Genomic DNA, 18,226 nt, shown 5'->3' with positions numbered 1-18,226 from the left:
GATGGGTTCTGCCTTGGCATCAGCACCAAGCCGCCGTGTTCTCAAATTGCATAACAAGAATACGGACGAAATCCTAAATGCTGAATACTTTATCGATGGCTGGTACCATCCAGATGCTATCGCAAGGCTGAACCATTTCTTGCGCGACTGGCGTGAAGACGCTGTCGAAGATTTCGACGTCGGAGTTTTCGACATCCTTCATACGCTTCACCGCGAGGGCAACCCCCAAGAACCGCTACAGGTCATTTCCGGCTATCGTACTCCACGAACAAACTCACGCCTGAGAAGTTCCAATCCCGCCGTTGCTTCCAATAGTTATCACACTCGTGCCATGGCTGTGGACTTCCGCTTTCCCGGAGTGAGCACACGCCACCTTCGCGATCGCGCATTGGAACTCGGTGTCGGCGGCGTCGGATACTATGGCCGATCGAACTTCCTTCACGTGGATACAGGTCCCGTCCGCAACTGGTAATGTCTCACCAGATGTGCTTCAGCCTTGAACCCGTCTCCTGAAACACGCTGGGACAGCGAGCTGCCCCTGCGCCCCCTAACGAGATGTTTCGTCTATAATTTTAAATCGTCCTACTAAACCACGATTTCAATGGGCCTGGTCGATTCCGGACTGCAAAAAGCTTTCGATCTGGCCGCAGCGGTCGCTGTGCGCCTGGAGCGATGAAAATTTGTGCCGCTCCAGAAGTTCCGGATTGACGCGTCCAACGAACGCGAAAACGACGGCGACTGTGATATCGGCCTGGGTGAGACGTTCGCCATGAAAGTGGCCGGTCGTGTCGGCAGTATCTTGCGCAATGGAATTCAGAACCGTCAGTCCGTCGGCAGTCTGGCGGTCATAGTCCTCGATCGCCTGGGCCCAGCGCAGTTCTTCAGGGCGTCTAGTCCTTTCATAGAAGGACAGGACAGCTTTCTCCACGGCACCAATAGCTATTGCACATAGCTGATTCACGGCGATATGACCTGCAATGTCGGCCGGAACCAGGCGGCGCTCCTCCGGGACGGTCATGTCGATCGCGCTGAGGATTGCACCGCTATCGATCAGGCGCGTTCCGTTATCCAGTACGAGCGCCGGCACGCGGCCGAGCGGATTGTAGTTGCGGATTTCGTCTTTATGATCGGCTGTCGAAAGCCATTCCTGCTCGAACTCCTGCCCAAGTTCGCGAAGTGAAATCGCGACGCGCCGGACGAACGGCGACATATTGCGGCCGATAAGCTTCATATTTCATTTCCCTGTCGTGACGATCAGCAAACGGCGAGACGGTAGCCGTCGCCGCCAGAACGCGACACTCTGTGCCGGCCTTGTTGTCGTCAAGGGAAATGATCTAGATAGATTGCGCCCGGTCAGGCCCGGGGCGGGTCGCGTCGGCCCGCATTCTTCGAGCACGATCAAGTAGTCTGCGGCCCAGCCTTTCACGCTCAACAGGATCCATCGGCCTGGCAAAGATGTGCCGATCGCGCGTTTCGGACTGGTTGGCTGCCATGCCGGCCGCGGCGGCAGCGCCGTCACTGTAGTCGGATAGCAGCGTTTCGCCAACGGATTCGAGACGCCGCGCCAGCTCGTCGTATGACACCATATAGGCTGTCGGACCGTGCTTCATCGGACGTCTCCGCGCTATTGCCAATTCCTGCCAATCGGTCATGCGGCTGTTGCCGTGCCATCTACCATTCGTCAGGCGACCTGTTTCCTCCTGCTACCTTACCGATTTTACTTCCAGCTGAAAAGAGCAAAATTTTACGCGTTTTTGGCGGCAACAGCTTCCTTCCCTGTGCCGCCGGTACGAGCCGTTGGTGCGAAGAGATGCGCTGCAGGTCCGGAACCCACAGCCCCGCTTGTGTCGGCTTATGAAGCGGGCGACGGCGCAACCCCGGAGTCCCGGACGCAGTACCCGGTCAGGTAATCAGTTGATCGCGTAATCGTGGAGATCGGCCATGGCCATGATGGCAGTCGACAGGCCGGGTGCCCGTGACAGCCACTGTTCGGCAAAATACCGGCAGAGGTCCTGTTTGTCGGGCGGTGCAGTCTCGGGATTATCGGTCGCGGCGATCACGCTCATCGCTGCCATGTGACCGCAAGCGACCAGACCGACGCATTCCAGAAATCGCGAGGACGCAGCGGCGGCGCGCGCCGGATCGGAAGACGCCGTCTCGACGATCCATTTCGTCGCCAGTTCCAGCGTATCGATGCCGGCGTTCAGGTGTTCGGCGACGGCGCCGCAGACCGGGCCACCGATCCGGGCTGCATTGGCTGCAACGTCCCGGATGTCGGCGATATACGCCGTCATGGCGCCGCCGCCGTCGCGGGCGGTTTTCCTGAAAACCAGGTCATTGGCCTGGATACCGTTCGTGCCCTCGTAGATCGGCGCAATGCGGGCGTCGCGCAGATGCTGTGCGGCGCCCGTTTCCTCGATATAGCCCATGCCGCCGTGGACCTGGATACCCATGGACGCAACGTCGACGCCCAGATCCGTCGCATAGGCTTTCACGACCGGAATCAGCAGATCGACCCGCTTCTGGGCGCTGTCCCGCTGGCCGGCGTCAGGGTGTTTTTTCGCCACATCCAGCCGGGCCGCAACGTAATAGGCGAGGGTACGGGCCATGTCGGTTCTGGACCGCATATCGAGCAACATTCGACGCACATCCGGATGCTCGACAATCGCGGGCGCGCCGCTTCCATGTCCCTGATCCCCCCCGATCGGCCGGCCCTGCACCCGATCGCGTGCATGCGCCAGTGCCTGCTGCCGGGCGCGTTCAGCGATGGCAACTCCCTGAAGACCGACGGCAAGCCGGGCGTTGTTCATCATCGTGAACATGTATTCCAGTCCGCGATTCTCTTCGCCGATCAGAAAACCGACTGCGCCTCCATCACCGTTGTCGCCATAGGACATTACACAGGTGGGCGATGCATGAATCCCCAGCTTGTGCTCGATGCCGACGCAGTGGGCGTCATTGCGCAGTCCGGGCTCACCCCGGTCGTCGGGAAGGAACTTTGGCACCAGGAAAAGGCTGATGCCCTTCACACCTGCGGGTGCGCCGGGAACTCGCGCCAAGACCAGGTGGATAATGTTTTCGGCGAGGTCGTGGTCGCCATAGGTGATGAAGATCTTCTGTCCGGTTATGCCAAAGCTGCCATTGCCGAGACGCTCTGCACGGCATCGCACGGCCCCGAGATCAGTGCCGGCTTGCGGTTCCGTCAGGTTCATCGTGCCGGTCCAGGTGCCGGCGATCAGCTTTGGCAGGTAGAGGGTTTTTTGTTCGGCAGTGCCGTGGGTGTCGAGCGCCTCGACCGCGCCTTGATTAAGCGTAGGACACAGACCGAACGCCATATTGGCGGAATGCCACATCTCCTGGACGGCGGTTGCGACCGCCCATGGCAGGCCCTGGCCGCCAAACTCCGGGTTGAACGGGATGGCATTCCATCCTCCGTCCCGGTACTGCGCATAGGCTTCGGCGAAACCGGGCGGCATGGACACTGTATTGCCGTTCAAGGTGGCGCCGTGCCTGTCGCCGATCGCATTCAGCGGCGCAATGACCTGATCGGCGAGCTTCGCGGCCTCCTCAAGGATGGCATCGACAAGATCGGCCGTCGCGTCTTCATAGCCGGGCAGGGTATTCAACGTGTCGAGGCCGACGATCGACGAAAGAATGAATCGCATCTCGGCGATTGGCGCCGAATAGGCTGCCATTGGGATCCTCCCGCTATGGTTGTCGACCCACTATGCCGTAACCATGCTGCCATGAAAAGGCGCCGGTTGCGTCCATGCTCGCTTCCGCCTAGCGCTGGTTTCGACGGCTCCGGATTTCCGGTCTGGTTCAGACGTAGACGATTTTCGGAGCCGGCTTCGCGCCCGTCGTGTTGCCTTCCAGCGTGTCGCGGACGAGTTCGGCAATCGAAACGAACGCATAGGCGTGCTCGCCCTCCGGATTGGAAACGACAACAGGCGTTCCGCCGTCGGAGGTTTCGCGGATCGCCAGATGCAACGGTATCTCGCCCAGGAACGGGATTCCCAGGCGCTCCGCCTCGCGTCTCGCGCCACCATGGCCGAAAACGTCATGCTGCGCGCCGCAGTTGCTGCAAACGAAATAGGACATGTTTTCCACGATGCCGAACACGGGGACGTCGACCTTGCGGAACATGTTCAATCCCTTGCGGGCGTCGAGCAGGGCGATGTCCTGAGGTGTCGAAACGATGACGGCGCCCGAAAGCGGCACCTGTTGGGCAAGCGTCAGCTGGGCATCGCCCGTGCCCGGCGGCATGTCGATGACGAGAACGTCGAGCGGCCCCCAATTGACGTCGCGGAGCATCTGCTGCAGCGCCGATTGAACCATCGGGCCACGCCAGATCATCGGGGTTTCTTCCTCGATCATGAACCCGATCGACATGATCTTCAGGCCATGATTCTCCATGGGGTCGAGTGTCTTGCCGTCGGGGCTGGCGGGCTTGCCGGTCACGCCCAGCATCCGGGGCATCGATGGGCCGTAGATATCGGCGTCGAGGACCCCGACCGAGAGGCCCAGTCGTTGAAGGCCAAGGGCCAGATTCGCGGCGACCGTGGATTTGCCGACACCGCCCTTGCCCGATGCCACCGCGATGATATGCCGAACATCAGGGGCCATGGTCCGGCGCTCGGCCCCTGCCTGCGGACCATTGCCCGACGCACCGGGCCGCGGCGCCGGTCCCGAGGGCGCCGCCTGACGCTGTGGACGGTTCGCGTCCTCGGCGCCGGCACTTCGTTCGGCCGTCATGATTACAGTTACCTTTGCCAGATGCGGCAGCGCGGTCTTGACCGCATCCTCGACCCGGGTCTGGAGCGAGGACAGCCTGTCTGCCCGTCCGGCCTCCACCTCCAGGATGATCTGGGCCCCGTCGTCGTTTGGCAGAATAGCCGATACCATGCCCCGATCGACGATGTTGCCGCCGTGGTCGGGATCCTCGATCGTGGCCAGGACGGTGCGGATATCGCTGTCGGTCGTCGCCATCGGGTCCGTATCTCCAGTCCGGGTGAAAGTGGCGGCGCTATCATACTGCGCCAGTCGGGTTCGGGTTTAGCCTTTGTGGATATGGGGAGCAATGGCCCGGCGCGAAACACCGCGCCGGCTGATATTCTCAGGTCCAGGCCGATTCCTTCTCGACCAGGTAATCGACCATGCTGACATAGGCCTTGATATTGAATTTCCGCTCCAGACCCGATGCGGCCATGTATCGCGTCTTGCCGAATATCGGACGCTCGGTCCATGCCCGATCGTGCAGACCGTAGATCCAGAGTACGTTGGCGAATGAGTTCGGATCCCGCCCGTCGAGAAAATACTTGTTGTTGAGATAAATCGTTGTCTCGAACGCTTCCTCCGGTGAGCGCATCCATTCCAGGATCTTCTTGCCCCAGTACATCCGCATGTAATTGTGCATGAAGCCAGTGTGCAGCATCTCGCGCATCGCGGCATTCCAGTAGCGGTCATGGGTGTCGGCGGCCTCCAGTGTTGCGCGATCGTACAGCGGATCGCGCCGATCGTGCCGGTGCGCATCCAGCGACTTTCGCGCCCAGTCCGGCAAGCAGTCCAAACTGTCGTAGCTGTCGGGGTGATGCCGGACGAAGTTGAAGGCCAGTTCCCGCCGGACGATCAGTTCTTCCAGGAACGCTTTGCGGTCTTCCTCGCCCGCGTTGCGGTCCGACTGGACCGTCAGGGCGATTTCCAATGCCGAAATCTGTCCGAAATGCAGATAGGGGCTTAGAAAACTCACCTTGAAGGCTGCCGGTTCATTCCTGCTGCTGCCATATCCCTTTAACTGGCGTTTGATGAACGTCGACAGGCGGTCGATCCCGGCTGTGCGGCCGCCGGTCAGGCGGCGCACGGGTCCGACATCCTGATCGATCGGCAGAGCCGCGACCAGTGCCGCGGGATCGGACAGATCGACGGTGCTCGGCGGCAGATCCGCAAGATCGGGGGCCGGTACGGTTGGATAGGAGTCAGCCAGCGGTTCCAGATAGTCGGCCAGATGGCGATGGAGACGGGGGCGCAGCGTGCGGGCCTGCGTCTCGTACTTCCCCGAGGCAACATCCACCGGCACGACTACATCCGTTTCGACCTCGACCAGCGGACATTGGACGGCCTCGGCGACCTCGCGGCGCCAGCGCCGGGGCATCCGCAGGTCGTTGCGGTCGACGACCATGAACGCCGCATGCGCCGCCAGTTCGATGGCGACCGCCGCCGGTTGGCCAAATCGAATGACGAATGCAATGCCTCGGGCGGCGAGATCGTCGGCGACTTCTCTCAGCCCGTCGAGCATAAAGCGATAGTGGCGGGCATTGGCCTCGGGGTAGCTCTCGGTCAGGCCGAACCCCACGACGATCGGCAGGCCGAGGGCATTGCCGCGGCGGATCGCCAGTTCCAGGGCATGATTTCCGCGGCTGCGCTGGGCCGCCTGCATCCAGTACAGGACATACCGCCCGGCGGTCTCGTTCCGGGCGTTCAGGGATCGGATACGTGTGTCGTGGATCATCAAGGGGTCCGTGAGTGGCGGAATCCGGGCATCCGGGAACCATGCTACACAGACACCCGGCTCCCGCTCAGGGGAGAAACTGTTCCTTGAGGATGCGTTCGTCCAGTGAGTGTTCGGGGTCGAAGAGCAATTTCAATGCGATCGAGCGATCTTCCAGCACTTCGACCACTGCAACATCCCGCACTTCGGTATAGTCGGCAACGGCGCTGACCGGACGTTTGGCCTGCTCAAGGATGTCGAACCGGATGCGTGCCGTGTGCGGAAGCAGCGCACCCCGCCACCGGCGCGGCCGAAAGGCGCTGATCGGCGTCAGCCCCAGAACGCCGGCTTCCAGTGGGATTATCGATCCATGAGCCGAGAGATTGTAGGCGGTCGATCCGGCCGGCGTGCAGACGAGCGCGCCGTCGCAAATCAGTTCCGGCAGCCGCTCAATGCCGTCGACGGCGATCCGCAACTTGGCGGCCTGTCGTGTCTCGCGCAGCAGCGATACCTCGTTGATGGCCAATCCCTGGCTGATCAGGCCGTCGGCGCCCTTGGCGATCATCCTCAGCGGGTGCAGGATCACCGATTGCGTCCGGGCGATTCGCTCGCGCAGGCCATCCACTTCGAAATCATTCAGCAGAAAACCGACCGAGCCGCGATTCATGCCGAAAATCGGTTTGCCCGAAGTGATAGAACGATGAAGCGTTTCCAGCATCAGGCCGTCGCCGCCCAGAGCCACGATGACATCTGCCTGGGCAATCGGACAGTTGCCGTACTTCTCGATGAGGATCTGGTGCGCCGCCTTCGCTTCCGGTGTATCGGCAGCGGCGAAGGCCAGCCGTGGGGACGACGGCCGAGGGCCCGATACGGCGGGCGGCGATTGTGGCATGGGGGCGTGATCCATCATAGTGGCAACATTAGCCGAGCCGGCGCCGTTACGCACGTCAGTCTTGCGGTCCGCCTGGCATGATGCCGATTCGAAAGGTCGCTCAGGGATGATCGATCCCGGTCGCAGTCCCGCCATCGACGTTGTCGGCGCCGTCATCCTGGCGGGCGGGTTGTCGCGCCGGATGGGCGGAGGCGACAAGGCCCTGGCCGACCTGTGCGGCAAGACCGTTCTGGAACGGGTGATCGACCGCTTGCTTCCCCAATTGGGATGGCCCGTTGTCGGCGCCGTGTCGGCTTCGGCTTCGGAGCGATTGGCAATCAATGCCAACGGGGATCCAGCACGATTTGCACGATTCGGATTCCGTGTCGTTCCGGACACCGTTTCCGGCAATCAGGGACCTCTGGCCGGCGTTTTGACGGCCATGGAATGGGCCGCCAGCCGGTCCGCCGCATCGGGCAGGGGCGCGGATGCCAATAGAATTTACGTTGCCACGGTGGCCTGCGATACACCGTTCCTGCCCGTCGATCTGGTATGCCGCCTGTCGGCACTGCTGGTATCGATGCCGGATGACACAATCGCATGCGCGCAATCCTGCGGCCGCATTCATCCCGTGGCCGCCCTGTGGCCGCTGACCGTCAGGGACCGGATCGGCGACGCGATCCAGGCAGGCGAAAGGCGTCTCGGCAGCTTCATCCAGCGCTTTCCAGGCGTCGTTGCCGACTATGGCTGCCCACCCGCCGATCCCTTTTTCAACGTCAACACACGAGAGGATCTTGATAGGGCGCGTCGGTTGATGGGCGACATCCGGGCCGGTCGGACGACATGAGGGTCGGATCTCACCTCGTGACGGGCGCTGCAAGGAATGCTTTGATGCCGCTCGACGCCGTCCTATAACCGGACGGTCGGCGCGTGCTTAGGGAAAGGACCATAATGTCGGATAAGAACTTCCGCGACTCCGCCTTGGAATATCACGAACGGCCGACGCCGGGTAAGGTTTCGGTCACGCCGACCAAGCCCCTGACGACCCATCGCGACCTTTCGCTTGCCTATTCTCCCGGCGTAGCCGCGGCTTGCGAGGAAATCGTCAAGAATCCGCTTGCGGCAAGCCGCTATACCGCCAAGAGCAATCTGGTCGGCGTCGTGACCAATGGCAGCGCGGTTCTGGGACTGGGCAATATCGGGGCTCTGGCATCGAAACCGGTGATGGAGGGCAAGGGCGTTCTGTTCAAGAAGTTCGCCGGCATCGATGTTTTCGATATCGAACTCAATCAGGACGATCCGGCAAAGCTTATCGACATCGTCACCAGCCTGGAGCCGACCTTCGGCGGTATCAATCTGGAGGATATAAAGGCGCCGGAATGTTTCGAGATCGAGAGCGAACTCCGCAAGCGGATGAACATTCCCGTCTTCCATGATGACCAGCACGGCACCGCCATCATCGTTGCAGCAGCGATTCTGAACGGCATCCGCGTCGTTGGGAAGACCCTGAGCAATGTGCGTCTGGTCTGCTCCGGCGCGGGGGCGGCGGCGATCGCGTGCCTTGATCTGCTCGTCGATATGGGTGTGCCGACCGAGCACATCACGGTCTCGGATATCGAAGGCGTGGTCTACAAGGGCCGCACGGTGCTGATGGACCCGCGCAAGGCCCGCTATGCGCAGGATACTTCGGCCCGCACCCTGGACGACGTGATCGATGGCGCTGATATTTTCCTCGGATTGTCGGCACCCGGTGTCCTGAAGCCGGCGATGGTCGCCCGCATGGCCGACAAGCCGATCATCATGGCGCTGGCCAATCCGACTCCGGAAATCATGCCCGACGAGGCCAAGGCCGTGCGTCCCGATGCCGTGATCGCGACCGGCCGGTCCGATTTTCCCAATCAGGTCAACAACGTCCTGTGCTTTCCGTTCATCTTCCGGGGCGCGCTCGATGTCGGCGCGACGGCCATCAACGAGGAGATGAAGCTTGCCTGTGTCAGGGCGCTGGCCGATCTGGCGCTGCAGGAAACTTCCGATATCGTCGCCTCGGCCTATGACAATCAGGACCTGACCTTCGGCCCGGAATACCTCATTCCAAAGCCGTTCGATCCCCGGCTTATCGTCCAACTGGCGCCAGCGGTGGCGAAAGCTGCCATGGACTCCGGCGTCGCGACCCGCCCCATCACCGATTTCACCGCCTATCACCAGCGCCTTGAGCAGTTCGTGTTCAGGTCAGGGCTGGTCATGCGGCCGCTGTTCACGGGGGCCAAGGCTGATCCCAAGCGGGTCGCCTTCGCCGAGGCCGAGGAAGAAAGTGTTCTGCGCGCCGTTCAGGTGGTGGTCGATGACGGCCTGGCGCGCCCGATCCTGATCGGCAGACGCGATGTCGTCACCCGCCGGATCGAGAAACTCGGCCTGCGGTTGCGTGACGGCGCCGACTACGAGTTGGTCGATCCGCAGGACGATCCCCGCTATAACGACTACTGGACGACCTATCACAATCTGGTCGCCCGATGGGGCGTCAGCCCGGACCGGGCGCGGACCATCGTCCGAACAAACACGACCGTCATCGGCGGCCTGATGGTCCAGAAGGGTGAGGCCGACAGCCTGATCTGCGGGACGGTTGGCGTCTATCGCGAGCACCTGCGAAACCTGCTGCATGTGATCGGGTTGCGGGAGGGCGTGCAGACGCCTGCGGCGATGAACGGGCTGATCCTCGATGGCGGCGTGTTCTTCATGGGCGACACCTATGTCGTTCCGGACCCAACGGCGGCGCAAATCGCGGATATTACCCAGCTTGCCGCAGCCGGTGTCCGCAGTTTCGGCATCTCGCCCAAGGTCGCGCTGCTGTCGCATTCCAACTTCGGAACGATGAGCGATCCGCCGGCCGTGAAGATGCGCCAGGCGCTGGCCACGATTCGGTCGCGTATGCCCGATCTGGAAGTCGACGGCGAAATGCATGCCGATTCTGCGCTGTCGGAAGAGATCAGGCGCAGGATCCTGCCCGGCAGCACGCTTTCCGGACAGGCCAATCTGCTGATAATGCCGAATCTCGACGCCGCCAATATCGCCTTCAACATCACCAAAGTCATGGGGCGCGGGATCTCTATCGGGCCGATCCTGTTGGGGATGGCGCGTCCGGTTCATATCGTCACGCCGTCGATCACCGTTCGCGGCATCGTCAATATGGCGGCCATCGCCACCGTTGATGCCCAGCAAGCGGCCATGCGTGGTGACGAAGGTCGGCCCGGCCACATGGACGGGTATATCCCGTCCGAGGAATGGTCGGTGTAGAGATGACCAGAGCCGTTGACGATCGATCGGACGGCGAGCTCGATCCCGCAATCGCCGAACGGGTTCGCCAGACATTCGACGAGATGCCGGCACTGGACCTGGTCGGGGCGGAGCTGGCCTCGATCGGGGTTGGCAGATGCGAAGTGGCGGTTCCATACCGCCGCGACCTGACGCAGCAGCAGGGATTTCTGCACGCCGGTGTCGTATCGATGATCGCCGATACAGCTGGTGGTCTGGCGGCGAGAACGATGATGCCGCCGGAAAAGACGGTGCTCGCGGTCGAGTTCAAGATCAATCTGATGTCGCCGGCCATTGGGGATCGTTTTCACGCAGTCGCTCGGGTGCTGAAGCCGGGACGAACGCTGACCATCTGTGAGATTGATGTTTACGCCGAGACCGGCGGTGACCAGGGCAGGGATGGTGAAGGCCGCCGTCATTGCGCACGCATGCAACAGACTTGCATCGCCATCGATCGCCGTTGAGAGTGTCGCATCATGCGGCAACCGGCGATAGAATGATTTGCGACGCGTCCGGTATTTGCCGATGAATACGCCTTGCGGCGGCGGCTCGAAGTATTGGTCGGCGGCGGGTATTTGAAACGGGGGCAGGCGACGATGGCGGCGATCAACCCATTCAACTTCGACCTCGGCGATACGGCCGACATGTTGCGACGGACGGTCGCCGATTTCGCGGCAGAGGAAATCGCCCCCCGGGCGGCGAGCATCGACCGCGACAATGCCTTTCCGACTGATCTTTGGCGCAAGTTCGGCGATCTGGGCCTGCTTGGCATCACGGTCGACGAGGCCTATGGCGGCGCAGGGATGGGCTATCTCGAACACATCGTCGCCATGGAGGAAATCAGCCGGGCGAGTGCGTCGGTGGGCCTGTCATATGGTGCCCATTCCAACCTGTGCGTCAATCAGATACGGCTGAACGGAACCGACGAACAACGCCGTCGCTATCTGCCGAAGCTGATTTCGGGCGAGCATGTCGGTGCGCTAGCGATGAGCGAGCCCGGCGCAGGGTCCGACGTCGTGTCGATGAAGACCCGGGCGGAGAAGCGCGGCGATCACTACGTCCTCAACGGCACGAAGATGTGGATTACGAATGGTCCCGATGCCGATACGCTGGTCGTCTACGCCAAAACCGCGCCGGAGGCCGGAGCCAGAGGTATCACGGCGTTCCTGATCGAGCGCGGGTTCCCCGGCTTTTCAACGGCGCAGAAACTGGACAAGTTGGGGATGCGCGGGTCGAACACCTGCGAGCTGGTGTTCCAGGACTGCATGGTTCCGGCGGAAAATGTCTTGGGACGCGAAAACGACGGCGTAGCTGTGTTGATGTCCGGTCTCGATTACGAACGGGCGGTGTTGGCGGCCGGACCTCTGGGAATCATGCAAGCCTGCCTTGATACCGTGCTGCCGTACGTCCACGAGCGTCGGCAATTCGGGCAAGCCATTGGCGAATTTCAGCTTATGCAGGGCAAACTTGCCGACATGTATGTGACGTTGAATGCGTGCCGCGCCTATGTTTACGCCGTTGGACGGGCCTGCGATCGTGGTGACGTTACCCGCAAGGACGCCGCCGGTGCAATTCTCTATGCCGCCGAAAAGGCGACCGCGATGGCACTGGATGCCATTCAGTGCCTGGGCGGCAATGGCTATATCAATGATTACCCCGCTGGGCGCCTGCTGCGTGACGCCAAGCTGTACGAGATCGGCGCGGGGACCAGCGAAATCCGGCGTATGCTGATTGGCCGGGAGTTGTTCAAGGAGTCTCGATAGTCCGCTGCAACCGGTGATCCACCGGCGCTGCGCCGGTCAGAAGTTATCGTTCAGGTATCCGGCGACCGGTTTGGGCTTGACGGTATCGGTGGCCCGTCCCGATCGGTTATAGGTTGTCGGCCGAGCCGCCGAACCGACCCTGGAAACGGCGTCGGCGATCTGGGACAGAACGCTCTGATTGGCACGCGTCATGGCCTGCAGCGCGCGATCGTGTTTCTCGACGGCCCGACGGAGGTCTTCCATTGCGACGCGCAGGTCTTCGCGCGCTTCGGCGGACAACGCCGGCATGTGATCGTTACGCAGATCGCCCAGCGCTTCTTCGTACTGACCGATCAGATTGTGCTTGCGGGCATGGAAACGGGTAAGCGCCTCGGTATTCATGCTGTGAAGCTGGGCTGACTCTGTGTCGAGCAATTCGATCAATTCATCGATCGTGTCTATGACAAAATCGACCAGCGCCAGAGCTTTCTCCGTCAGCGCGCCATCGGGATCTTCACCCGGAAATGTGTCGGCAGCCACGCCCGTGTCGACTTCCTCGCTTTGGGTTTCGGCGCTCAGCGTGTCGGTATCGGCGTTGCCGTCGCCCCTCAATTCAGCGGTCATCGGGACGATCCTTCCTGAAGCCGGAGCATCTCGGCACGAACCTGATCGGCGATTCCGATACCGCCGGCATCGACCATGGCTTGTGCGTATTCGTCGACCAACAGGGATCTGGTCATCTCTTCGCCGTGCCCGCCACCGAACAGGCCATCCGACGAAACGTCGGTCCACATATGGGTCAACATCTGGGACAGAAAGACGGCCTCGAACTCCTTTGCCGATTCCAGCGTTGCCGCGTCGGTTGCATTGCTCCCGGACGATCGTGAAACCGCCGATGCCGTGGCGTCGATGCGCTGGCCACCATAGGCCGACAGGGCGTTCTGCTGTGTGGCTGTGATTGCATCCATGGCGCGATCAGGTCTCCGGTCGTGAGTGCCGCCGAACCAGCGGCAAGTTGATATATGCAATGCTCGTGCCAGCGTGTGACCGTGTCGATCTCTCAATGGCGCCGGTCGCGCGCTCGGCAAGTTTTTCCCGCCCGGCAGCTGCTGCCGGGCGGCAGAGGTGTCTACATGATCTCAAGCTCTGCCTGGAGCGCGCCAGAGGCTTTGATCGACTGCAGTATCGAGATCATGTCGCGGGGGCCAACGCCCAGCGAATTCAGTCCCTGAACCAGATCCTGAAGCGATACGCCCTCCGACAAAATGCCGAGTTGCCGGTCACCGCCATCGTCGACCTCGATTTCGGTCCGGGGCACGACCTCGGTCTCGCCCTCTGCCAACGGGCCGGGCTGGGACACTTGCGGCGTCTCGGTGATGCGGACCGTCAGATTCCCTTGGGCGACGGCAACGGTACTGACCCTGACATTCTCGCCAATAACGATGACGCCAGTACGTTCGTCGACCACGACCCGTGCGATGGTGTCCGGCTCGACCGTCAACTGCTCGATGTCGGTCACGAGTCCGATCGTGCCGTCCCGGTGTCCCGGGGGTATCGACACATTGATCGTGGCCGGATCTGACGGGACGGCCACGCGGCTGCCGATAAAATTGTTGATGGCGGTTGAGACGCGGCGCGCCGTCGTGAAGTCGGGGTTCCGCAGCGCCAGGCGAATGCTGCCGCGTTCCGCCATATCGTAGGGGATCTCGCGCTCGACGATCGCGCCGCTGGCTATTCGTCCGCTGGTCGGCACGCCCTGTACGATCTGCTGGGCTTCACCCTCGAATTCGAATCCGCCGATCGAAACTGCTCCCTGCGCGACGGCGTAGACTTCGCCGTCGGCACCCAGAAGCGGGGTAACAAGCAATTGTCCCCCAAGCAGGCTGTCCGCATCGCCGAGCGACGAGACGACAGCATCGATCCGGGTGCCCTGGCGGGCAAAGGCCGGCAACGTGGCAGTCACCATGACAGCCGCAACATTCTGTGTGCGAAGCGTCTCGTTGCGGATGTTCACGCCAAGCCGCTCCAGCATCCCGACCAGGCTTTGTTCGGTGAACGGGGAGCCGTTGATGCTGTCCCCCGTTCCGTTCAGACCCACCGCGACGCCATATCCTATGAGCTGGTTGTCCCGGACGCCTTCGACATCGACGATGTCCTTGATTCGGACTTGTGCGAAAGCCGTCGACGCCAGAACGGTCAAGGCGACTGCGATCGCGAGCGGGGCGAGCAGGGCCGTTAATGCGGTCGTCTGCATATTCCGGAAGCTTGTCATGTGGTGTCTCCGGCTGGCCACCGGTCCTTGCACTGGCGATCGCGGACGAAAGGGCGATGAACTCTGGATGCGGCTCGGCTCCGCCGATCATCGACGCTATCCTGATCGAATTGGGTTAACAAATTGCTTTCATGACCGGAATCCCTTTCCGCCGACCCCCATTAACGTGGCATTAACGATAAACCATCAGCTTCATCAGGGATCGTAGCGTATGCCGATGACGGTCGATGACGGAAAGGGTCTGGAATGAAAATAGACGGACCGGGTGCGGCCCGTCCGGCGGCGGCGCGTCGTTCGCGGGGCGGCGGGTCGGCTGGCGCCTTCTCTGATACGCTCGGAAGCTTGTCGTCCGGATCGGCATCGGGGGGCGGCGCCGCGCAAGCCACGGCAGCAGTCAACTCGATGGATGCGTTGCTGGCTTTGCAGGGTGTGGACGAGGACGACGAATCGCTGCGCCGGCGCCGTAGCGTCCGGCGTGCGGAAACGATTCTGGATCGCCTTGAGGCGCTCAAGGTACAACTCGTCACCGGCGGCGTTCCAGCCTCAACCCTTCGCGATATTGTTCACGGGTTGCAGGCACAGAGGGAAGGCGTGACCGATCCGAACCTGGCCGCGATTCTGGACGAGGTCGATCTGCGTGCACGGGTTGAGCTCGCCAAACTGGGTATCGACCCATTCGCGCCGTAGGACGCGCAAGCCCCCCGGGCGGGGCAACGGCGATCGTAGTCGCGATAGCGCAATCCGTCCAACGACTTGCAATGACGTCCCTTGTCCCAAAAAGGGGGTTGTTGCGGGCAGTGATCTAACGCATATAGACGCGGCTGTACCGGTACCACCCGTTCTGTGGTACCTGGCGCCACGAGATCGGAATAGATCCGATACTCCGGAATTGAGTACCCAACTGGTTCCGGGAAGTTTTTTTTAGATGCGTGTGGGGGTTGATGGATGTCATCCACGCTTGTTCCGCCGGACTATCGTCCGTCAGACGACGAAGAATTTATGAACCCGATAATGAGGGAATATTTTCGCCAGAAGCTGCGCCGCTGGCGGGACGAACTTCTGAGCGATTCGACGGAAACATTGCAGAACCTCCAGGAAGGGGGACTGGCAAAGCCGGATCTGGCGGATCGCGCATCGCTGGAAACCGACAAATCCCTCGAACTGCGAACCCGTGACCGCGAGCGCAAGCTGCTGTCGAAAATCGATGCGGCGCTGCGGCGGATCGAGGACGGGTCTTACGGATATTGCGAAGAGACTGGCGAGCCGATCAGCCTGCGCCGGCTCGAAGCTCGACCGAATGCGACCCTGAGCCTGGAGGCGCAGGAACGTCACGAAAGACTGGAGCGGACGCAGCGCGACGAATAGCAGGCCCGGCATTCGGGGGCTTCGTGCCCCTGAACAAGTTCGGCCGGGTGGTCGTGCCGCGAGTTGCGGGGAGACCTCACGGCACGGCACGGGCCGCCCCCAGGTCCGGACCCTACGCGATTCACAGATCGCCAGCGGCAAAGCTATCCCCTCATGATCATCCCCTTCTGATCATTCCCGACACCGATCGGGGACCCCGAGCCGGATGCGCCCGGTTCGCGTGTCACGATCGAGAGTCACTGCTGCCGAGGTCCCGGGTTGGAAGCGCGCTACTTCGTGGCCGCGCAGCGCCCGGGACGATCAGGGTTATAGGACTCACCATTTCCGAGATCGATCTCGTTGTTTGAATACCGTAGGGTCCGGACCAGGGCCGACGCTCATGCTGTCCTAGAACGGGAAGATGATGTCGTAGAGCTGCTGGCCATAGCGGGGCTGCTGAACGTCGGTAATCTGTCCGCGGCCGCCATAGCTGATCCGGGCTTCGGCAATCTTCTCGTAGCTGACGGAATTGGCTGAGGTGATGTCCATGGGCCTGATGATGCCGGCTATGGCCAGTTCGCGAACTTCGAAATTCACACGAACCTCTTGCCGCCCGAAGATCACCAGATTGCCGTTGGGCAAGACCTCGGTGACGATGGCCGCGATGTCCATGTTGATTTCTTCGTTCCGGGTCACCGACCCGCTGCCGGAACTGCCGCCTTCGCTGGAAAGCTGAATCAACTGCGACAGGTCGATTTCCTCTAGCTGGTCCTCGATCCCGAGCAGATTCGGGGCGCCAGCCGATTCATTACCCGCCCGCTGACGTGCGGTCTGGTTGCTGATCGCTGCGGCGTCGTCGATATTGATGCTGACGGTCAGAATGTCGCCCACCCGCGAAGCGCGCTGATCGTCGAAAAACGCTGTCGCGCCGGGCTGCCACAATGAATTCGACTGCGCCTGAGGTTGTCGTGGAGCCGGCATCGGCATTCTGACCGGCGTATAGTCCGGCCGGGCCGTGGGGTCTTCGATCGGCGACATGTCCGGCGCCTGTCCAATGCGTGACAACCGCTCGGGAGCATCGCAGGCGGTGACGAGGAGGGCGAGCAGCGCGGTACTCATCAGGCCTGTTGCGCTATGCGAGCGGCGGGTTGAGTGATTGGGCATGGTCCTGGCTGGCTCCCGGTGAAGCGCGGATGGGGTGACGAGAAACGAGATCACGATGCGCCCGATCCGGCCAGGACTCTCACCTGTCCGCTGGCATCGACTACGCCCTCGACGGTCTGATTGCTGTCGATATTCATCACGCGGATCGTCTGACCGCGCGCGCCGTCTTCCAGCGCCCGCCCTTGAGCGGACAGGGCAAGCGAGCCGTGACGAACGATCATCGTGATCCGATCGCCGCGCGACACGATGATCGGGGCCGCAAGGTCATGATCGCGGATTGGCGTATTCGGCACGATACCCCGGCGCGGCGTCATGCCGACGATTGACGATGCGTCGTGGATCACGGCGGAGTCGAGCCGCATGGCGTCAACTTCGACCCAGTCCAGATCGTTCGCGGTGATGACAGTTCTCCGCCCGACCCGGGTGGAAAGCACCGGTATCGTGATCATCGACCGGGCCCGCCCGCTGACCGGAATTGTCGCGTGATCGCGGTCGTTGCCTGCGAGCACGGCGTTCCCGGAGAACCGTCCCGATGAACGGTCGAGCGACAGGTCGCGGATCTCGATATTCGCATCGGCATCGTCGGAAAGGTGGATATTCTCCGGGGTACGGTCCAGTGTGACCTCCAGACGATCGCCGAAGGGAATGGAATCCTGCGAAGAAAGTTCCAGGCGCAGGGCTTCCAGTATCGCGTCACCCGTGATCGTGATGCTCTCGCGGCGAACGGTCATTTGTGGCAAGCCACCGGCCCCGTCGTCCAGCGTTATGCCATGCGCCTGCATCAACTGGGCGACCCAGCGCCGGTCGAGCACGACTTCGCGCCCCGGTGCCGGCGACCGGGCGATCGGCGTTTCGGCCTGGCCAGCGTCAAGCCCGTCGAAAAGATCGCCGAGATAAACGCGGTCGCCATTGATCGCGATGTCTTCACGCGGCGATGCCGCATCGGCGACGCCAATGCCTATGACCGCAGGTGCCGGCAAAAGGGGCAAAGCCAACGCCGCAGCGAAGGCGATAGGGGCGATGTTCTTCATAACCGA

The 18,226-nt window shown here is 61.9% G+C and carries 18 protein-coding genes; 7 read left to right on the top strand and 11 right to left on the bottom strand.

Features of this window, described 5'->3' with window-relative positions; translation table 11 throughout:
• Nucleotides 1-13 precede the first annotated feature (13 nt).
• Nucleotides 14-472: a DUF882 domain-containing protein gene (locus ABZ728_RS12530; RefSeq protein ID WP_366656493.1), complete on the top strand. Its 459-nt coding sequence runs from the start codon at nucleotides 14-16 to the stop codon at nucleotides 470-472.
• A gap of 126 nt (nucleotides 473-598) precedes the next feature.
• On the opposite strand, the gene ABZ728_RS12525 is transcribed toward ABZ728_RS12530, so the two are convergent.
• The 6 genes from ABZ728_RS12525 to ABZ728_RS12500 all read right to left on the bottom strand — a co-directional run bounded on the left by ABZ728_RS12525 (nucleotide 599) and on the right by ABZ728_RS12500 (nucleotide 7,379).
• The gene (locus tag ABZ728_RS12525; RefSeq protein WP_366656491.1) at nucleotides 599-1,231 is read right to left on the bottom strand and encodes a glutathione S-transferase family protein; all 633 of its coding nucleotides are present in this window, start codon (nucleotides 1,229-1,231) and stop codon (nucleotides 599-601) included.
• 103 nt (nucleotides 1,232-1,334) lie between these two features.
• Nucleotides 1,335-1,610 carry a hypothetical protein gene (locus ABZ728_RS12520; protein WP_366656490.1) on the bottom strand — a complete coding sequence of 92 codons (276 nt, stop codon included), beginning with the start codon at nucleotides 1,608-1,610 and terminating at the stop codon, nucleotides 1,335-1,337.
• 300 nt (nucleotides 1,611-1,910) lie between these two features.
• Nucleotides 1,911-3,695 carry an acyl-CoA dehydrogenase gene (locus tag ABZ728_RS12515; RefSeq protein WP_366656489.1) on the bottom strand — a complete coding sequence of 595 codons (1,785 nt, stop codon included), beginning with the start codon at nucleotides 3,693-3,695 and terminating at the stop codon, nucleotides 1,911-1,913.
• A gap of 127 nt (nucleotides 3,696-3,822) precedes the next feature.
• Nucleotides 3,823-4,989, bottom strand: coding sequence for an iron-sulfur cluster carrier protein ApbC (gene apbC / locus ABZ728_RS12510; RefSeq protein WP_366656487.1), 1,167 nt, complete (start codon nucleotides 4,987-4,989; stop codon nucleotides 3,823-3,825).
• 127 nt (nucleotides 4,990-5,116) lie between these two features.
• A complete protein-coding gene (locus ABZ728_RS12505) occupies nucleotides 5,117-6,508 on the bottom strand; it encodes a deoxyribodipyrimidine photo-lyase (protein ID WP_366656486.1) in 1,392 nt (463 codons plus the stop codon).
• Nucleotides 6,509-6,575: 67 nt separating this feature from the next.
• Complete coding sequence (locus ABZ728_RS12500; protein WP_366656485.1) at nucleotides 6,576-7,379, bottom strand: NAD kinase; 804 nt, start codon at nucleotides 7,377-7,379, stop codon at nucleotides 6,576-6,578.
• A gap of 106 nt (nucleotides 7,380-7,485) precedes the next feature.
• On the opposite strand from ABZ728_RS12500, the gene mobA reads away from it, so the two are divergent.
• From mobA to ABZ728_RS12480, 4 genes are all read left to right on the top strand, one after another.
• Nucleotides 7,486-8,205: a molybdenum cofactor guanylyltransferase MobA gene (gene mobA, locus ABZ728_RS12495; RefSeq protein ID WP_366656484.1), complete on the top strand. Its 720-nt coding sequence runs from the start codon at nucleotides 7,486-7,488 to the stop codon at nucleotides 8,203-8,205.
• A 104-nt stretch (nucleotides 8,206-8,309) separates the two neighbouring features.
• Nucleotides 8,310-10,649 (top strand): NADP-dependent malic enzyme, encoded by a 2,340-nt coding sequence (locus ABZ728_RS12490; protein ID WP_366656483.1) that lies wholly within the window; start codon nucleotides 8,310-8,312, stop codon nucleotides 10,647-10,649.
• 2 nt (nucleotides 10,650-10,651) lie between these two features.
• Entirely contained in the window at nucleotides 10,652-11,131 is a 480-nt protein-coding gene (locus ABZ728_RS12485; protein WP_366656481.1) for a PaaI family thioesterase, read from the top strand.
• Between the two features lie 132 nt (nucleotides 11,132-11,263).
• Nucleotides 11,264-12,430: an isovaleryl-CoA dehydrogenase gene (locus ABZ728_RS12480; RefSeq protein WP_366656480.1), complete on the top strand. Its 1,167-nt coding sequence runs from the start codon at nucleotides 11,264-11,266 to the stop codon at nucleotides 12,428-12,430.
• A gap of 36 nt (nucleotides 12,431-12,466) precedes the next feature.
• On the opposite strand, the gene ABZ728_RS12475 is transcribed toward ABZ728_RS12480, so the two are convergent.
• The 3 genes from ABZ728_RS12475 to flgI all read right to left on the bottom strand — a co-directional run bounded on the left by ABZ728_RS12475 (nucleotide 12,467) and on the right by flgI (nucleotide 14,681).
• On the bottom strand, nucleotides 12,467-13,033 hold the full coding sequence (locus ABZ728_RS12475; RefSeq protein WP_366656479.1) for a hypothetical protein: 567 nt from the start codon (nucleotides 13,031-13,033) through the stop codon (nucleotides 12,467-12,469).
• Nucleotides 13,030-13,377, bottom strand: coding sequence for a rod-binding protein (locus ABZ728_RS12470; protein WP_366656477.1), 348 nt, complete (start codon nucleotides 13,375-13,377; stop codon nucleotides 13,030-13,032). The genes ABZ728_RS12475 and ABZ728_RS12470 overlap by 4 nt, the downstream gene beginning before the upstream one ends.
• A 161-nt stretch (nucleotides 13,378-13,538) precedes the next feature.
• Nucleotides 13,539-14,681 (bottom strand): flagellar basal body P-ring protein FlgI, encoded by a 1,143-nt coding sequence (gene flgI / locus ABZ728_RS12465; RefSeq protein ID WP_366656476.1) that lies wholly within the window; start codon nucleotides 14,679-14,681, stop codon nucleotides 13,539-13,541.
• A gap of 246 nt (nucleotides 14,682-14,927) precedes the next feature.
• Here flgI and ABZ728_RS12460 point away from each other — a divergent pair, with 246 nt between their 5' ends.
• Both ABZ728_RS12460 and dksA read left to right on the top strand, forming a co-directional pair.
• Entirely contained in the window at nucleotides 14,928-15,368 is a 441-nt protein-coding gene (locus ABZ728_RS12460) for a flagellar assembly protein FliX (protein ID WP_366656475.1), read from the top strand.
• Nucleotides 15,369-15,626: 258 nt separating this feature from the next.
• Nucleotides 15,627-16,046 carry an RNA polymerase-binding protein DksA gene (gene dksA / locus ABZ728_RS12455; RefSeq protein ID WP_366656474.1) on the top strand — a complete coding sequence of 140 codons (420 nt, stop codon included), beginning with the start codon at nucleotides 15,627-15,629 and terminating at the stop codon, nucleotides 16,044-16,046.
• Between the two features lie 387 nt (nucleotides 16,047-16,433).
• Here the strand turns inward: dksA and flgH are convergent, their stop codons facing one another.
• Nucleotides 16,434-17,189, bottom strand: a complete 756-nt coding sequence (gene flgH / locus ABZ728_RS12450; protein WP_366656473.1) for a flagellar basal body L-ring protein FlgH — start codon at nucleotides 17,187-17,189, stop codon at nucleotides 16,434-16,436.
• Between the two features lie 50 nt (nucleotides 17,190-17,239).
• Complete coding sequence (gene flgA / locus ABZ728_RS12445) at nucleotides 17,240-18,220, bottom strand: flagellar basal body P-ring formation chaperone FlgA (protein WP_366656472.1); 981 nt, start codon at nucleotides 18,218-18,220, stop codon at nucleotides 17,240-17,242.
• Nucleotides 18,221-18,226 lie beyond the last annotated feature (6 nt).

The sequence above is a fragment of the Fodinicurvata sp. EGI_FJ10296 genome (assembly GCF_040712075.1).
In the GTDB taxonomy this organism is placed as follows: domain Bacteria; phylum Pseudomonadota; class Alphaproteobacteria; order DSM-16000; family Inquilinaceae; genus JBFCVL01.
The sequence above is the reverse complement of the archived record's forward strand: the minus strand, read 5'-3'. Positions and strand labels throughout refer to the sequence as shown.

Excerpts from the sequence above, each read along its gene's own strand:
- flgH (WP_366656473.1), bottom strand. The coding sequence starts at position 17,189 with ATGCCCAATCACTCAACCCGCCGCTCGCATAGCGCAACAGGCCTGATG.
- ABZ728_RS12475 (WP_366656479.1), bottom strand. The coding sequence starts at position 13,033 with ATGACCGCTGAATTGAGGGGCGACGGCAACGCCGATACCGACACGCTG.
- ABZ728_RS12520 (WP_366656490.1), bottom strand. The coding sequence starts at position 1,610 with ATGAAGCACGGTCCGACAGCCTATATGGTGTCATACGACGAGCTGGCG.
- apbC (WP_366656487.1), bottom strand. The coding sequence starts at position 4,989 with ATGGCGACGACCGACAGCGATATCCGCACCGTCCTGGCCACGATCGAG.
- ABZ728_RS12515 (WP_366656489.1), bottom strand. The coding sequence starts at position 3,695 with ATGGCAGCCTATTCGGCGCCAATCGCCGAGATGCGATTCATTCTTTCG.
- dksA (WP_366656474.1), top strand. The coding sequence starts at position 15,627 with ATGTCATCCACGCTTGTTCCGCCGGACTATCGTCCGTCAGACGACGAA.
- ABZ728_RS12485 (WP_366656481.1), top strand. The coding sequence starts at position 10,652 with ATGACCAGAGCCGTTGACGATCGATCGGACGGCGAGCTCGATCCCGCA.
- ABZ728_RS12470 (WP_366656477.1), bottom strand. The coding sequence starts at position 13,377 with ATGGATGCAATCACAGCCACACAGCAGAACGCCCTGTCGGCCTATGGT.
- flgI (WP_366656476.1), bottom strand. The coding sequence starts at position 14,681 with ATGACAAGCTTCCGGAATATGCAGACGACCGCATTAACGGCCCTGCTC.
- mobA (WP_366656484.1), top strand. The coding sequence starts at position 7,486 with ATGATCGATCCCGGTCGCAGTCCCGCCATCGACGTTGTCGGCGCCGTC.
- ABZ728_RS12490 (WP_366656483.1), top strand. The coding sequence starts at position 8,310 with ATGTCGGATAAGAACTTCCGCGACTCCGCCTTGGAATATCACGAACGG.
- ABZ728_RS12505 (WP_366656486.1), bottom strand. The coding sequence starts at position 6,508 with ATGATCCACGACACACGTATCCGATCCCTGAACGCCCGGAACGAGACC.
- flgA (WP_366656472.1), bottom strand. The coding sequence starts at position 18,220 with ATGAAGAACATCGCCCCTATCGCCTTCGCTGCGGCGTTGGCTTTGCCC.
- ABZ728_RS12480 (WP_366656480.1), top strand. The coding sequence starts at position 11,264 with ATGGCGGCGATCAACCCATTCAACTTCGACCTCGGCGATACGGCCGAC.
- ABZ728_RS12525 (WP_366656491.1), bottom strand. The coding sequence starts at position 1,231 with ATGAAGCTTATCGGCCGCAATATGTCGCCGTTCGTCCGGCGCGTCGCG.
- ABZ728_RS12460 (WP_366656475.1), top strand. The coding sequence starts at position 14,928 with ATGAAAATAGACGGACCGGGTGCGGCCCGTCCGGCGGCGGCGCGTCGT.
- ABZ728_RS12500 (WP_366656485.1), bottom strand. The coding sequence starts at position 7,379 with ATGCCACAATCGCCGCCCGCCGTATCGGGCCCTCGGCCGTCGTCCCCA.